Source organism: Dyadobacter psychrotolerans (assembly GCF_004349265.1).
Lineage (GTDB): Bacteria > Bacteroidota > Bacteroidia > Cytophagales > Spirosomataceae > Dyadobacter > Dyadobacter psychrotolerans.
This window is the reverse complement of record NZ_SMFL01000002.1, coordinates 617,015-634,333: the sequence shown is the minus strand read 5'-3', so window position 1 is coordinate 634,333 and position 17,319 is coordinate 617,015. Positions and strand designations below refer to the sequence as shown.

The 17,319-nt window shown below is 43.1% G+C and carries 8 protein-coding genes; 1 reads left to right on the top strand and 7 read right to left on the bottom strand.

Going from position 1 to position 17,319, the window contains the following annotated elements; translation table 11 throughout:
• Window positions 1-144: 144 nt before the first annotated feature.
• Window positions 145-1,959, top strand: coding sequence for a glycosyltransferase (locus E0F88_RS06395; RefSeq protein WP_165940007.1), 1,815 nt, complete (start codon window positions 145-147; stop codon window positions 1,957-1,959).
• 105 nt (window positions 1,960-2,064) lie between these two features.
• Here E0F88_RS06395 and E0F88_RS06390 read toward each other — a convergent pair whose 3' ends face one another.
• Genes E0F88_RS06390 through E0F88_RS06360 form a run of 7 tightly spaced genes read right to left on the bottom strand, consistent with a single transcriptional unit; the run spans window position 2,065 to window position 17,288 of the window.
• On the bottom strand, window positions 2,065-3,246 hold the full coding sequence (locus E0F88_RS06390; protein WP_131957381.1) for a PP2C family protein-serine/threonine phosphatase: 1,182 nt from the start codon (window positions 3,244-3,246) through the stop codon (window positions 2,065-2,067).
• Between the two features lie 33 nt (window positions 3,247-3,279).
• Window positions 3,280-4,170, bottom strand: coding sequence for a sensor histidine kinase (locus E0F88_RS06385; protein WP_165940006.1), 891 nt, complete (start codon window positions 4,168-4,170; stop codon window positions 3,280-3,282).
• Window positions 4,171-4,211: 41 nt separating this feature from the next.
• On the bottom strand, window positions 4,212-7,967 hold the full coding sequence (locus E0F88_RS06380) for a sensor histidine kinase (protein ID WP_131957379.1): 3,756 nt from the start codon (window positions 7,965-7,967) through the stop codon (window positions 4,212-4,214).
• A gap of 34 nt (window positions 7,968-8,001) precedes the next feature.
• On the bottom strand, window positions 8,002-10,845 hold the full coding sequence (locus E0F88_RS06375; RefSeq protein ID WP_131957378.1) for a HEAT repeat domain-containing protein: 2,844 nt from the start codon (window positions 10,843-10,845) through the stop codon (window positions 8,002-8,004).
• Window positions 10,832-11,446: a GNAT family N-acetyltransferase gene (locus E0F88_RS06370; protein ID WP_131957377.1), complete on the bottom strand. Its 615-nt coding sequence runs from the start codon at window positions 11,444-11,446 to the stop codon at window positions 10,832-10,834. The genes E0F88_RS06375 and E0F88_RS06370 overlap by 14 nt, the downstream gene beginning before the upstream one ends.
• Window positions 11,443-14,115: a TonB-dependent receptor plug domain-containing protein gene (locus E0F88_RS06365; RefSeq protein WP_131957376.1), complete on the bottom strand. Its 2,673-nt coding sequence runs from the start codon at window positions 14,113-14,115 to the stop codon at window positions 11,443-11,445. Before E0F88_RS06365 ends, E0F88_RS06370 begins: the two co-directional genes overlap by 4 nt.
• Complete coding sequence (locus tag E0F88_RS06360) at window positions 14,112-17,288, bottom strand: WD40 repeat domain-containing protein (protein WP_131957375.1); 3,177 nt, start codon at window positions 17,286-17,288, stop codon at window positions 14,112-14,114. The genes E0F88_RS06365 and E0F88_RS06360 overlap by 4 nt, the downstream gene beginning before the upstream one ends.
• Window positions 17,289-17,319 lie beyond the last annotated feature (31 nt).

Sequence of the window (17,319 nt, the reverse complement as noted above, 5' to 3'; positions counted from 1 at the left end):
TTTTTACTGCTTAGACTTATAATCATACACAAAACTTTCTATTGTGATTAATTTTAATTGAAATATCCTACCCGTCGGTAACCAATCTTTGTGTAGGATACACATAGCGTATTTAAAACTTTAATACCGAACCCTTCAAAAATATTGAAACCGGGTACCATTCTGTTTGAGATTGCATGGGAAGTATGCAACCAGATCGGAGGGATATTCACATATCTCAAATCGAAAATTCCTGTCATGATCGATACCTACGGAGATGATTATCTTCTTGTAGGCCCCTATCTGTCAGATCATAAAAAAGCCGAATTCCGGCCTATATCAGCGGGAGATAATTCCGCATTGTCCAGGACCATTACAGTCATACGCGAACTGGGATTTGACGTGCATCACGGCTACTGGCTTTTGGATGATTCACGACCACGGGTTTTACTGTTAAATCCGAATATCGAAAAGTCCCGTCTCAACGAAGTAAAAACAAGATTATGGGAAAAGTATAAGTTGTCGACCATCAATTCGGATGAGCTGATGGATCAGGTGATCGGTTTTGGCGAAATTTTGAAAATATTTCTGTCAGAGTACGCTAAACAAATTGCTGAGGATCAGGATATAATGGCTCATTTTCATGAGTGGACATCCGCATCCTGCATTCCTGAACTTACTGATAATCAGGTACGTATTGCAACTGTTTTCACCACACATTCTACCATTCTTGGCCGTTACCTGGCACCAAATGAATCCAATTATTTCACCAACCTTTCTGGTTATGACTGGCATTCCAAATCAATTGAATTCGGGATAGAAACTCGCGTTTTACTGGAAAGAACAATAACTGCCAAAACACAGGTTTTAATCACAGACAGCGAAAGTACCTGCCGTGAGTGCGAAATATTTCTTGGCAGAAAACCTGACCAAATCATCTTCAACGGAATTGATAAACGTCCGGCACCGCGCTACGAACTCTTCGAACTCTACACGCTGAGCCGGGAAAAAATCGATGCTTTTGTCAAGGCTTTGTTCCTGCCAAGTTATCCGGTCCGTACCGAAAAAACACTCTATTTTTTTACTTCCGGCAGATACGAATATCGCAACAAAGGATTTGATCTGACGCTTGAAGCCATGGCCAGACTTAATGGACGGCTCATGCAGCAAAACTCAGAACTGACTATTGTTCTTTTCATCATTTCAAAAAAGCCCTTTTTTCACATAAAACCGGAGGTACTGGAAGCGAGACAGAAATATCAGGATTTAAGAAAAATCTGTGCGCAGATAAGTGAAAGACTTGGACCGAGGTTATACGCAACTGTTACAAATACCGGTCGCCCGGTTCTTCCGAATCTGAATAATCTGGTTGATGAGGAGTTGCTGCGAACCTGGAAACAGGCTGTTCTTAACTTTAAAAGAAATGAACTGCCGCCGGTAAGTACGCACCAGCTTGAAGAAGAGGATGAGATATCCCGGTTTTGTCAAATGTCGGGTTTGGATAACAAAGAAAGCAACCGTGTGAAAGTGATCTATTATCCGGACTTTATGGAACGTGCCAAATCCCTGCTTGGCATGGATTATCAGGAATTTATCAAAGGATGTAATCTTGGGATTTTTCCTTCCCTTTATGAGCCCTGGGGTTACACGCCCATGGAAACCGCCATGGCGGGCACCCCTGTAATTACCAGTGACACATCTGGATTTGGTCAGTACTTATCCGAAATTATGCCCGAACATGAGGCGGGAGAAATGTATCTTCTGAACAGGAAGTTCCAGACAGATGAAAATGCGATTCAACAGTTAACTGAACAGCTCTTCCGTTTTTCGGAAACCTTTGAAACGGAGCACTACATTCCCCGTGCTACGATTTCCAAACAAGCAACCGATCCGCTTTGCTGGACCAATTTACAGCCGCGATATCACGACGCTTATAAACTGGCATTCACAAGGCTATATCCTGACTCAGGACTATATTGAGCTATTATGGAATTGTTGGTTGGACAGACAAAAATATTATTCTTTTTTCAGTTGCCTGATTTTTATTATCGGTCGGATGGCAAAATAGCCATCCGACCGGGTTTATCAGCTTCCCAGATAACGTAAGGAAAGCATTGTGATATCATCAAACTGGGTTGCAGGACCAATGAATTCAACAAGACTTGTCAGCGTTGCCTCATTCATCTCTTTTGCCGTCGTACTTTTTGAACCTGAGCCCGTCGTGAAAAATTCCTGTAAAGTATGAAGACCATAACGATCTCCGGGAATGTTGTTGGCGTCGGTAACACCATCAGTGTAGAGCACAAATTTGTCACCCGGATTGAGCTGCAGTGTATGTGATTCAAACTCAAACTCAGGATCGAAGCAAAGCGCCATTCCTCCCTGTTTTTTAACCAGTTCCGTTTCACCATTAGCCCTGATAATTACAGGAGGCTCATGACCCGCATCCACATATTCAAGCTCCCCAGTTCTCACGTTTAGCAGACAAACGAACGCCGTCACAAACATAAATGAAGAATTGTCTTCACTCAAAAACTCGTTGACGATTTTAACCTTCTGGATCAGACTATCGCCATTCCTGTTGGAGAACTGACTTTTAAATATCGCTTTTGTAATGGCCATAAAAAGTGCTGCCGGAACTCCTTTGTCTGAAACATCACCAATCATGAAAAATAGATGATCCGGATCCTTCATGAAATAGTCGTACAAATCGCCGCCCACTACTTTTGCAGGCTGCAAAAACGCGTGAAGATCCACACCCGCTTTGCCGATGTTTGCAGGAACTGTCTTTGGCAGCATAGACATTTGAATCTCTTTTGCCACACTCAAATCATTCTGGATAGCAATAAGCTGCTCTCTGCCCTTCTCCAGACTTGTCAGCATTTCAATATGTTCAACCGTTTTTGAGATCGTGATTTCCAGATCTTCAAAATTTACCGGTTTGGTCACAAAGTCAAAAGCACCCCGGTTCATGGCTGTGCGGATATTGTCCATATCGCCGTATGCCGAAACCATAATCGACTTCAAAAGAGGATTTTGTCTTTCATTTACTTTCGACAAAAACGTAAGTCCATCCATACCGGGCATGTTGATGTCCGACAGGATCAGCGTTATGTCACCTGATTCTTCCAGTCTTTCCAGCGCCTCAATTCCATTATTCGCAAAAACGAATTCGTATTTTTTGTCCCGGATCTGCTTTCTGAACAGCTGAAGAATCAGCATCTCCATATCCTGCTCGTCGTCCACACTTAAAATTCTAATTGCCATTACTGAAGTTTTTTAATTAAGTATAATGTTGGATTATAAAAGAGGAATCAAAATTGTGAATTCCGTAATTTCTCCCAATGTGGAGGTAACCTGTATCTTGCCTTTGTGTGTTTCGACTATGCTGCTGTAAGTAAGGGCCAGCCCCAGTCCGGTTCCTTTGCCGGGAGGTTTGGTGGTAAAGAACGGTTGAAAAAGCCGGGAAACAATTTCAGGCGGGATACCAATCCCATTATCGGTGATTTTAATTTCAACTTCATTCCCAATTTTTTCGGAGCAAACACTCAGAACCGGATCATAACCGGCAGCATTTTGCTTTCTTCTTTCATTGATGGCGTAACATGCATTGTTAACCAGATTCAGGATTACACGACCGAATTCACCACGTGACAGTTTAATCTCACCGATCTGCGGATCCAGCTTAAAACTTAGCGATACATTGAAATCTTTATCTTCGCCGCGTAAGCTCTGATAAGCAAGTTTGGTGTATTCTTCAAGCAGCTGATTCAAATCTGTCGGCTCTAAAAAAGGCCCGTCCGACCTCGTTTGCGCCAACATACCCTGAATGATCCTTTCAATTCGTTTGCCGTTTTCGTTGATTTTGAGGAGGTTTTTACTGAGTGTATCCAGGAGATCTTTCTGGTCAGCCAGATCGTCCTCATTTCTTTCCGACTCCGGTTTTTCCATAATTTCGAGAATCTCCCCAACCAACCCCTGGGACAGCCTCGAAAAGTTATTGACAAAACTGACCGGATTTTTGATCTCATGCAGAATTCCTGCACTAAGCTGACCAATATCAGCCAGTTTATTGAGCTCAAATATCTTCTGCCTGTAAGCTTCAATCTCCTGATTAAGATCCATGATATTGGTATGCTCCGCATCATCGGCACTGCGGGAATCGGCTTGGTTGGTAATTTCTGTACCCATTTTACTGGTCATTTAATTTGTGTAATAAGTCATTCAGGTGGTTAGCCGATTATCGGAAGGAAAATATTTATTTCCGTAAACTCGCCTTCCTTCGAGTTTATGGACATGCGGCCTTTATGAAATTCAATGATATCCTTGCTCATATACAAACCCAACCCGGTACCTTTTGATGTTGGTTTTGTTGTAAAAAAAGGATTGAAAAGCTGTTCGGTTTCTTTGGCAGGAATTCCTCTTCCGTTGTCGCGGACAATGATTCTGACTCCAAAATCACTCGGAACGGTGATAATCTTTACCTCAGGCTCAAAATCTTTGGTCAGTCTGCTTTTCTCCATGACCGTGTAACAGGCATTGCTGATCAGGTTGGTCAGTACCTGAGAGAACTCATAGGGAAGCAAACTTACTTTTACCGGAGCGGTATCCAGCTCAAGCGTCAGTTTTACCGACGCCCCTTTGTATTCATTCATTACCTCCTGAACGGCAGACCGCGCTTTGCTTTCCAGAAAAGGATTCAGTTCAGTTACAAAGAACTCAGTCGATTTTCCTTTCAGCAACTTCTGCATGTCCTTCACAATGCGGGTTGTGCTGTTTCCGTGCTCATATATTTTTTCCAGATTCTTTTTGAGCATATCAAGCCCGCTGTCCAGATCGTCCCGTTCGTCCTCGGAGAAATTTTCCTGGTGTTTGTCAGTAACCTCAGCTATCTCTTTCAAGATGACTCCCGACGACATCGAGAAATTGTTAATGTAATTCAGCGGATTCAGAATCCTGTCAACAATTCCTTTTGTAAGCTGGCCCACCGATGCCAGCCTTTCCTGACGAATAAGTTCCTCCTGAGTCGATTTAAGGTTGCTAAGTGTTTTTTCAAGATTTTCAAGAATATCCGTCTTAATATAAGCTCCGATCAAATGCTCTTTCAGGTTTTTAACCATATGAAAATCCCTGTCACAGAAAGCATTCTCATGATCCATGTTTTCCAGAGTAATAAAGCTTTTGACACTGCCTTCTACCCGTATCAAAATGGTAATTAATGATTTAGGTGCATAAATATCATCGATCGAGCTGTTCAGATTCTCATACTGAAAATTATTTTTAAGAAAAATATCTTCAAAAACTTCCGTTCCGTTATCTATATACCGCTGTGCTGCCTGTTCGTAGGTTAGCCTTACGTCTTCCACACTCAGCAGATCCACGGTACCAGCCATGGCAATAAACTGATATGAATCCGAAGAACGGTGATGTATCAGAGCTGATGCGCTGTCGACATTCTGGAACAGGCAAAGGCGCTCCAATACCAGCTGAAACAGGCGTCCCGTATTTACCTCGCCATTAATGGATTTCACAAAATCATCAATTCTTTCCAGCTGATCGTTTGTAGAAGATAGTTCTTCCGACTGTTTTTCAAGTTCTTCTTTTTGATTTACTACTTCCTCGGTTCTCTCACGAATCAGATTTTCCAATCCCTGTTTTTCTCTTATAACGGCTTGCAGACGCCATCTAACCGTATAATAAATCATTAAAGCGAACACGCAAGCATAAATGACAACCATCCACCAGGTAAGAAACCAGGGTGTACTGATCGTGATCGGCACGACTGCTTCCTGCGAGATGTTCCCGTAAATATCCCTGCCCCTAACCCTGAAATTATACTTTCCAGGTCGTAAGCCGCTATATTCCTTGTGTGTCAGCAGGTTCCATTCAGACCAGTTTTTGTCAAAATTTTCAAGATATAGCTGATATTCAACTTCCTGATTAACATGATAACTTGGCAGGGCATATTCAATTGCTATGTTATTCTGATCGTAATTAACTTTGATCTCAGGCCGTTTGCTGCCTTGCAATGAATCGGAGAAAATTAAACCTCCCGAAACGAGCTTCCCGTTGGTCGTAGAAAGTTCACGAATAAGTGTCGGATACTTATGATTGTAATTTCTCTTTACTTTCATATCGATCCTGTATAATCCCTGGTCGCCGCCAGCCCATACAACCTGGTCCTGGTCAGGATACATGACCTGAAAAGAAATTCCGGAAACAGGTTTAAAAGGCTGCTGGATTTTTGTGAAGGAAAGATTAGCTCCTGCTTTCTTCTGGAAAAAGGCAATTTCTCTTTTATCCCCACGGGTAGCCCAAATATTCTGGCTTGCATCTTCAACGAGCTGATCGTACCAGGAGTTAGCTGCATCCTTTTTTTCATTCAGGATATTGTAGGGTTCAAACCTGTCATTTTCCTTTTTGTAAGTAAAAATACCATCCTTATTGGCAACGACCAGCTTGCCATTATAACCTGATACCTTATTGTAAAGCGGACTTTTCAGACCTTCTTTGGCAGTGTATCTTTTTACCAGCCCAGTCTGGCGGTCCCACATCAGAAGCCCGTTGGACAACGTTTCCAGCCATAATTGATTTCCCTCTTCCCTGATTCCTACAATCTGCTCGTCTACACCTTTAATTTTAGAAACCGACCAGCCGGACGACGTTTTTGTCAGTTCTTCAAGACCATTTTGCAACCCCGCGTACGCCTTACTCGGATTGGATTTTGAAATGGCAATGGAAAGAGAAAATTCGCTTGTCAAGTTTTGACTTCCGCCGGCCGGCTGCCAGCGAACCACACCTCTGTTGGTAGCAATCAGCAGTGCATTATCTACTTTTTCAAATGCCAAAACGCTTCCCTTGAAGCTTTCAACCTGTTTTACCCGGTTATTTTCAATGTAGTAAAGGCCGTATAATGTCCCGACATATAGTCTTCCGTTAAAACGGCTGATCGAAGTTACTTCACCTTTTAAACCATTCATGGCGTCATACCGCGAAATTGGCGATGGCACATTCATTTTGCCGATACCATCATTCAATGCCAGCCACAGATAACCATCACGGTCGTTAAAAAGAAAACTGACCTGACTGTCCTGGATCACGCCGCCTGATAAAAGAGGATAAAGTAAATTTCCTTCTTTCGAAATCACTAAAAGACCGCCAGTTAACATGCTGACTGCAATGCTGCCATCAGCCAGCCTGATAGCGTAAGTTGCTTTGTTTGCTATTAACTGCTGATTTGCATCACCGGGCAACATTTCCAGCTTGTCGTTAAACAATTTGAATATGCCCTGATTCGTTGTTACAATCAACGCAGCCGCATCATTTAAGGGTATAAGTGACACAACATCAAGCAGGACAGGTACATTAGCAGCTTTTCCAACCGGGGAAATTGACGTTCCATTTACAGAAAGCAGCCCGTTGTTACGACTATAAACCAATATTTTATCATCAAGTTTAAAGGCAGTAGAAGTCTGAAACTTGTTTTTCTGAATTCTTACTTTTTTGCCATCCCAGATATACCAGGCATCAGCAGAAATGTAGTAAATACCATCTTTCATTTCAAGTATCTGCGTTACCGGCCCGATCTTTTGCTTAATCTGACGGGAAAGACTTACAAACCGGTGAACTCCCAGTGAATCAAAGCCCAGGTAACCAAACTCACCATTTGCTCCAACCAGCACCCGACCCGTTTTATCTGTGAGTAAAGATGAAACGCGGCTTATATTTTCGGTTAGAATTGTCTTCCAGTTTACACCATCATATTCTAGCACGCCCGCAAAATTCGCCAGATAAATGATCCCCGATTTATCCTGTGTTATCGAAAAGTTCTGCCCGTGCGCGTTATAATCCGCAGGTACATACACCTTTGACAACGGATGTCCCATTTCACTATCCCTTACCATGGTCGACTGCGCTGCAACAAACAAGCTAAAAAAGCTTGCAACGCACATGACCGCAATCAATAAAATCAGTTTTTTTACTTTCATTTTTATAAAATGTGATATCAAAACCGCAGAGTTATCAGGCCAAAGCAACCTGCTTCCTTTGCGTTTCTACCGATAAATCTTTTAAGATATATGTCTCAACAATATAAAACTCCGAATCCGCTAACGCATTAGGAATCATTACGATGCCCTTCTTTTTGTGTTCAGTAATATCCCAGATTTCACCGCCTTCCACATGGTGATGTCCTGAAAAAACCAGATCTCCATAAGTGATGATCAGTGATACTTCCTTGTCATTTGTAAACTTGCGAAGGTCAGTAACATCATCGCTTTCTACGTTAAAGTAAGTTGAACGAAGCAGGATACGCTGCAGGTCTTCATTTGACAGTTCAGTCAACTGCTCCATTCCCCGAAGCCGCCGGAGCTTGCTGATAAGCAGATCCTGTTCACCGGAAAGCCATTCCAATGGCTCCATAATGGTTTTATGAAAAATGTCTTTCTGCTGATTTATTATTTTAAATAAGGCTGTAAACCGGGAAGGATTGACAATTCTTAAGACATAAAATGCCGTTTCCGATACCACTTTGGAAGAAGAAATTGCATTTGCTACCAATACCGGCGTTACACCAACCGGATCGTAATGTTTCAGTTCCAGCAACGCGATTGATTTGGTCCAGCGGGATATGCGCGTGTAGTCCTTGTTGACTATATCCTTTAATCGTTCTTCAACAGTAAGCCGGTTCTGCGGAAAAGCTTCCTGGTAACGATCGAGCATCTCTTCCTGGGTTGTACTTTCGAGAAACGGAAGCAGCTTGTTCTTTACATCCTCCGGAGCAAGCAGATCTGCAATTTCAACCAGGTAATCACGCACATCTTCCTGCTGATCACTGTTAATTAAACTTATCACGTTAAATTTGGATCCGTAGAGCACTTCAAGCACGATAAATGCTTTGAGCATGATTTGTTCCTTTTCTCTTTCGAGTACAATCATCAGCTGACTGTCATCCTTATAATTTTGCCAAAGATCTTCCTGAGCAGCCAGTACCCAGGCATAACTTGCAATGTAATCGTCAAATTCCTGTAAATAATAAGCGTGCTCAATGACCGAAGCATTATAGCCCAAATCCCTTAAAGAACTCATCACCTTTTCCTTAATAAAGCGGTTGGGGTTAGAGATGTTTTTGCGCAAAAATCTTATCCCTTCTGATCCTCCGATACCCTTTACAATTTCAAGCAATTTGATCTGATAAAGCTTGCTTTCAGAACGGCTCGCAAAGGCTCTTTCAATCTGTTTCAACAGTGGTGTACCCGATTTGATCAATGCCTGGGAAGCCAGTGTATAAAACCTGTCCTGTTCAAGCTGTTCAAATAAATAGGGCCACAATTCCTCCCTTTTTAGTTCTCCCGAAGCAATAATGGCCGCCTCTCTTACACGGGGATCTTTGTCCTGTAAAAGCGGAATCAAATATTTATACGACATAAAACGGTTAGAACGCCCCAGACTAAAGGCAGCCAGATACCGGTCAGAGTCATTGGAAGATGCCGTCAATTCTAGCATGGCTTCATACGCCGGATGCTCGATGGTCAGCTCAGGTTCTGCGACCCGGTAAACCACTTTTTCTGGTATAACAAAAACCCTGTCGCGTACGATTTGCTTATAGGCACCCTGCCCCTTAACCGCTGTGACAATCCAGTACACAGTGACAACCAGGAAGATAGCTGAAAGTGCAAGATCATCGATGATATTGAGGTACCGCAAAATCATAAGAAAAATCCCTGCGATAAGACCGCCGACAGATTTAGCCCTACCTTCTATCCTGGCCTGAACTTCAAGCCTGAAAGCTGCCGGAATTGGCTGATAAAGAACTTGATAGACGGGATCACTTATCGCCTTTCTAACCGCACTCATAAAGAAGCGGGCAAGTACAATACAGGCAAAAAAGATAGCCGAAGTTCCGTTGCTCAAACCATAAACCACCGCAAGAACAAAACTGAACGCCAGACTTACAGGTAAGATAATAATCCCTATCCGCATGCCATACTTGGCAAGCATACGGTTGTATAAAAACGTCTTGATGAAAAATTCTACGATGGAACAAATACCAAAGAAGATCGCCAGAAAACTCGCCAGTGACTGCTTGTTAGGGAAAATAATACGGGATTCGGTAAAGAAAATATATTCCACATAAAACAACCCGAAAACCGGAAGAACGGCAAGTGCAAAAATAGTCCTGTAATAGGACTTATTAATTTTCTCTTCCGGCCGGTTATTATTTGTCTCACTTCCCGTAACCTGTTCGTTAGTAATTGTTTCTGGCAGATAGCGACGATGTATCCGATGAATAAACGCGCCGCAAACTATCAGTAAAATAACAACAAGAATTAGCAGCAAATCCGGGTTGACAAACCTGAGAATCAGCGGCATCGACAAATAGGCTATCACGGATGAAAATACCTCACCTGTGTTGATCAGTCCGGAAAGCCGCTTGGATTGCTGAAGATTAAAAAGCTTGGCAACAATTGCCCAGAACGTAACGCCATTGACCAAAACAAAAAACCGGTTCCAGATAAACAGCGCAAAAAATACCCATTTGTTTCCGGTAATATGATAAACTGCCAGGAGAATTACAATTGATGCAATCAGGAAAAATAAGGTGCCTTCACCTAGTTTTTCAGAAGTCAGTTTTTTCTGCAAACGGGTAATTAATAAACCAGCCGCATAAACCAGCACCCCACCAGCAATGTATGCCTCAGGAAGTACTGAACCCGTAAAATTTATAAGAAAAGAAGAAACGACGACAGTGTAAAACACAGCCATAGCTCCTCCCATAAAAAAGGAGTAGCCGATCAGCAGGAAAACGAGATTTTCTTCGCCCGGCTTAATCTTTAAAGCTTTTAAGAAACTGTCACTCCGCCACATATTTATTTTCAGCGATTTCTTTTATCATGTAAAAAATATCCCTTCCAGGTATTTGAAATGGGGAAATAATCTGTTCGATCATTGTAAAATCAAGTTTTTTTAGTGCGGCAACTCTTCCTTCCAAAGGCTGGGCAGTGATCATTTTTGCTCCGTTATCAATGGCAAAATTAACGCGCGTTTCGTCCAGCAATCTGGCCAGGCCATGTCCTCGGCTTCCCGGATCTACCACCAGACGGTTGATTGAAGCGATTGGTAAACCGCCGTAAAAATCAAACAGGCTTTCGTAAACAGGATTTGTATAGGGAATGCTGTTGTAAGAGTAGTGAAAACTCATCCTTGCGGAAGCGACGATTTGCCCCTGGTGTAATACCACCCAGTGATGGGAATCTTTGTCAAGGTCATCGACCCATTTTTCCTGCGAAAAAAATTCTGTGTTGATACCCCTTTCATTTTTCCATGAGCTGATTCTCAGCGTCCCGATTTCGTCCATGTGTTCGGGATAACTGACCTTGATAAGCTCAAATTCTTTTTCACCAATAATCGTCGGAGGGTTCATGCTTTCAAACGTTGAATGAGCTGTGTCGTACAATGAGTTCATCATTTGCTTAACTTCAGATTAGTATCAATTAATAATGCAATAGAGAGCGTTCTTCTTTCCTGAGGAAATCGGGAAGCATTGGCAACACCTTCGGCTGCACGGGTTCCGGGCACAAAATATTCGTGGTTAAAAATGTTGGAAGCCTGAAACTGAAGACTAACTCCTCTCACGATATTGTTATAGGTGACAGCAGAATTTAATAAATAGATGGCAGGAAAACGGGTTGCAGGATTGCTGCTGCCGGAGGTGCCTAATCCTGTTTTTCTCGCGCTCACGTAGTTGTTGGTTACACTCACATTCAGGTTTTTGGTTAAGGTAATAACTCCGCCAAGATTCATCATCCAATCAGCAATATCGCTTACCCGAATTTTTTTACCGGCTTCTTTGCTCAAATCCATCGGACTGGTGTAGGTGAAATTGCTCCACAGACTAAATATCTTGTTGTCGTACTTAGCTTCGGCCTGCAAGCCGTTTATACGCTGTTTACCAAGTGCCTGAAATTGTGTAGTAGTGACGCCAGCTGGTGTGGTCGCCGGTGCGAGCCCAACCGTATTGCTGTAATTGGCATGGTAGCCAACCAGGTTAACCGTAAATCCTTTTCCTACTTTTACCAGAACGCTCAATTCAAGGTTTTTCACTTTTTCCGGCTGTAAAGTCGGATTGTTCAAAAGGCGCCCTGTCGTGGTTGCATACTTTTGCAGGTAAGAGGCATCTTTAAAAGCTTCGGCATAAATCCCTTTGAATACTATATTTTTTTTGTAATAAATAACAGCAAGTCTTGGATTGAAAACAGCGCCATAACCACCGTTACTGCGAATCCTGTTGTAATCCAGACGGCCGCCGGCAACCACTTTCAGCTTTTCAGAAAAATTGTAGCTTGCCTGAGAAAATACACCAATGTCAAAAACCCTGAAATTATCACCACCGGCTAGCGTAGAGTCAATCCGGCCGGTTTCATCCGGAATTTCTGTGAATGAGGTAATGTAATTTCCCTGTATGTTACTGTTTCTAAGTTCAAGTCCGCTGTTAATGTCCAGGTTTGAAATCGGCGTCCAGAGTAAGCGGGTTTCATTACGAAGCTGGGTCGAAACGCGGTAATAGTATGGCACAGAATAAGTTGGCGCTTTCTCGCTCAGTAAATCAACCAGGCGTAATCCATTGTTATAGTAACCTGTGTAACCCGCCAGATTGGTTTCGCCTTTTAGCTCATGTAAACGGTAGGAAGTCAGGTTAATAAATTGCAGGTTATCATTGATAAACTTGTTATAATTCAAAGATAAAGCGCGGTTCAACGTTACCCACCGCGAAAGATCCTTGGTTACAATTCTTGATTTGTTGGTATACCAGGGCGCAGCACCCTCGTCGAGTTTCCAGTTCAGCAATGAGATTGTAAAATCCTTTAATTCGACCTTTGTTCTGAAAAGCCAGTTTTTGCTTACATCATTAAACTCAACCGGATTTCCTTTCAGATTTGCACCGAAAAGATAGGTGTTGTCAAGCTGTGCCGCTTTGGCTCTGCCCGCATCCGTCAGCGCAATTTCCGACACAGTACCCTCCGGTCCCAATTTTGTTGAATATAAATTGCTATTCGGAAAACGGGTCGTAAGTCTGTTTGCATCGATATACTGCTGGGCCAGATACTGGCCGTTAGCCGATTTTCCTGTTATGTTTTGGGCTGTTTTTAAATAATCACTTTCCTGTCTTGGGTCATAATTCCACTCCGGATAAATCGAAAGATCAAGTTCATTGGATTTGAAATAACGTCCTGTAACCGTAACGGCAATATCCTTTGTTCTGGCCGTTACATTTCCGTCAATAAGCCCTGTTTTAAGCGAAGCGTAACGAACACTTCCGTTTCCTGAAATGTCAATTTTCTTTCCTTCCGGCATGGCTTTATCCATGTGCTTGATCGTCACCAGGTTAATTACTCCCACAAAGGCATTGGCACCGTACATGGTTGAAGCAGGACCATAAATTACTTCCACCCTTTCAATGTCCGAAAGTGAATATTGTCTGGAAAACTGAATGTTATCGGACGAAAGGTCATTTTCTTCTACGCCATCCACCAGCAGGATCGTTCTGTCATTACCTGTTGACCGATAACCTCTTTGATAAACAACCACATAACCGGGACCGTTACCGCGAATCACGTCAAAACCGGGCAAATCGCTGAGCATTTGCGTCAGGTCCTTGTAACCTCTTTTGGTAATATCGTCCTTTGTTAAAACAGTTACTGTCGCCGGTACCTGTAATAAATTTTCAGCCTTTTTGGATACAGAGGTGATTTGAATAATACGTTCCTGTAAATCCTTTTGCTGGATGACAAGTTCTTTAAACTGTGGTGAAGCAGAGAATTCAGGTTCGTAATTCTGATTGGCCATCAACAGACTTCTTACTGCGGCAGCAGCCTGAGGAAGTGAATCGAGTGCCAGATAACTCATGGCGACTATTTTATAACCCTGGACCTGCGCATTTGCCGAAAAGCGGTTTTTCAAACAAGGATTCAGTATTTCAAATACCTCATCAAAGTTTCCGTTCCTGTATTTTCTGTCTGCCTCGGGTATGATCACCGAAGCGTCACAATCCGTTTGCGCCCACACCTTCGCCGAACAGGTCAGCAAGGTCAGGCAAACAAAAAGGACTGTCCTGTTTATTTTAGTAAAGTTTTTCATCTTACGCTGCGTGATAATTTCTCGTAGGGAATGTCTTTCCCTATATATTTATCCCATTCTTCTTCGGTTAAATCCCTTGCTACTTTTTTTGAAACCTCGTTAAACAAAGAAGCTGAATTGATATCCCAGATTCTTACCGTTTTATCTGCTCCGGAAGCAAGCAGTTTTTTTCCGTCCTGCGTAAATCGCAGGTCCATCACCCAGGAATTAAAGTCGCTGAGCACAACCGGCTGCTGTTTGGAAAGATCTTCCTGCAGGTTCCAAATTTTGATTTTTGAATCAAAACTGGATGTAGCTACCCGGCTTCCATCCGGATTAAATGCTATTCCCGTTATTCCGGAAGTATGGCTACCCTGGATTCCTATTATGGTGCTCACCAAAGGCTCGCCTGAACTGATTTTCGCTGAATACAACGCTCCCGTTGAACTTCCCAAAAACAGCTGCGAACCGTCCGGAGTAAAAGCCATGGTGGAGATACGGCCTCTTACTTTGTCAAAATTGTAGCTGATTGGCTTTTTTGTTATATCAGCTGTTTCTATCCGGAGAATCTTCTCTGTTCCGGTGGCATAGAATAAATATTTACCATCGGGACTCAGTACAACACAGGAAAGATCAACACCAAGATTTACGTTTTTAAGCACATCCAGCTTTTTATCTGTTATATCCCAAAGCCGGATCTGGCCCGTAGAGCTCGTTGATATTAGTCTGGGTTTAGAATCTTCATTTCGGATTACAAGGTTGATAACCATGCCGTCGTGGGCAATCAGTGTTTTGGTTGGAAGGCTTCCTGCTGTCAAATTATCCCATCTCACGATTTGTCCGTTAGAAGTTCCTACAAATACGGCACTGTTGTCCGGTGCAAAAAGTATTGACCTGATACTTTTAAAAGTCTGTTTTGGGTTTTTAAGCGGTATGGGCCGGCTTGAAGTTGCAGTGGTATTCCAAAGATTCAGTACACCATCGTCTCCCGCGGTTGCAAAAATAGAATTTCCGGCTTTTTCTGGTTCAGCCACAACGCGGACAATGTCGTTATGTCCCTGCAAAGTTGCGTTCGCCCCGGCAGCTTTTGAAAGCGCCACATAAACCTCCGGGTTATCTCTTTCGCCTCCGTTTTTGATATTAAAATCATATGCTCGTAACGCAAGAAGTGCGGCAAGGTCATCACTGGCCGGCATCTGATTGGATTGAATGGCAATAAAACGTGCAATTGCTTTTGAGCGCTGGCGCAAAGCATCATTTCTTGACTTTTCAGCTTCTTTCTGTGCCTGCTGCGCATTTACTTTCTGACGTTCCGATTCTTTCTGAGCAGTTACTGCAAATTCCTTTTGCACCTCGGTTTCTTTCTGCGACTGTACCGCAATACGTCTGGCATTGTCCGCCTCGATTTTCTGCTCCTCCGCAATTTTTCTGGCAGCTTTGGCAGCAATACTTTCATTAACAGCCTTTTCCTGCTCACGAACAGCAATGGTTTTTTGCTCTTCGGTTAATATTTTTTGTTGTTCGGCGATGATCCCCTGCTGTTCTGCAATTTTTTTTTGCGCAATGGCTTCTTTTGTCTGATCCTCAGCACGTTTCCGTTCTGTCAGGGCCAGACTTTCTTTATCCAAAGCTGTTTTTTCACTTTGCTCGGCCTGTGTTCTTAGGACCATGGCCACGATCAGGAAAAGCAAAGAAATTAATGAACTCACCCCCAGTACGGTTGCAAACGTTCTGGCTTTGCGAAGTTCCCTGCGCTGCCGGTCTTCCTTATGCTGAACCTCCTGTTCGTATTGTTTTTTACTATAATCCAAAAAGTTAATCGCCCTTTCAAAAAACGGGTCATAACGTTGCGCCCACTCGATGGTGGGTTCACTTTCTTTCATCCATTTCAAACCTACCTGAAGCTCAGGATTAACCCAAAGCCCGGTTCTGCCGTCCTGATACAAAAAAGCGGAATAACTTAACTGTTTGTACAATTTAGCTGACTCAAGTTCTTCTTCAATCCAGATTCTTGACCGGTCCCAAAGCGTCAGCACTTTTTCGACAGCAACGTCAATGATCGAGTCCGAATCGATTTTGATTCCCGGGCGGGGCGTCAGAAATGAAACACCGTTTTCGCGGAAAACCAGCACGACATCAATCAAGAGGTAATCCGGTACACCTGAGATTTTCTCTATTTCGCGCAGCGAGGTTGGATGTAGCGAAGAAGTATCACTGGGGCCAAGAACGATCAGTGTTTTGAACAGTTTTTCCGCAGCCAGGCGTCTTTTTTCATCCAATCTTTGTGTGAAAATTTCTTCCGCATGCTGCGTGATCGACTCCTCCATTTTCCCTATCGCCTGGTATTCCACGAGAGAAATAGGACTTGTGGCCGTTTTTGTGAGTTTCCAGCGGTCCCACATCCGCATGAGTACGTGCTGAAGGATAGGTAGAAAATCAGGATTTTCAGCCAGTTTCTGCAAAAGTGTTTTTACCAGATCCGGTTCGATTGACGCTCCGTAGGTCTCAATCGGCCTGACGATCACCTCCCTGATTTCTTCCTGATTCATTTTCGGAAGCAGGTAATAACCCCGGTTGATAACTTCTGTCAGTCCTTTGAATTCGGTACAGTGATCAAGATAATCCGAGCGCATCGTGATTACTACGTGGATCGGCAGCTCGCGCTGATTGATCAGGGTTAAAAGAAGATTGATAAAGGCGGGACTCTGCTGTTTGCCCTTGCCGGATTCATTACTGAATTCAAATCGAAAAATCTCTTCGAACTGATCAATTACCAGCAGAATTTTCCTGCCTCTTAGAACAGAAAGTAATTCGAAAATTGCTTTTGGATCGGAAAGCAGCCATTCCTCGGCTTTTTCCAGGTCACGGTTTTCCCAGCTGATATCTTCTCTTCGCAGGCTTACCTTCAAGGCACCTATCAGGCTTTTTACCGGGTTACCTCCCGGACGGAATACGATCACTTTCCAGTCTTCCTTTACCTGCTGGGCATTCTCCAGCGAAGGTATAAGCCCCGCTTTGATTAAAGAAGACTTACCACTACCCGACGATCCGATCAAAGCAAGAAAACGCGCATCCAGAAGTTTGTTTCTCAACTCCAGAATGTGCGATTCCCTGCCAAAAAATAAGGAATGGTCTTCGTACTCGTAGCTCCTTAGCCCCGGAAAAGGATTAGAAAGTGTAGTTATATCGACCATACTAAAATTAAAATCTATTCATAAGGTTTTT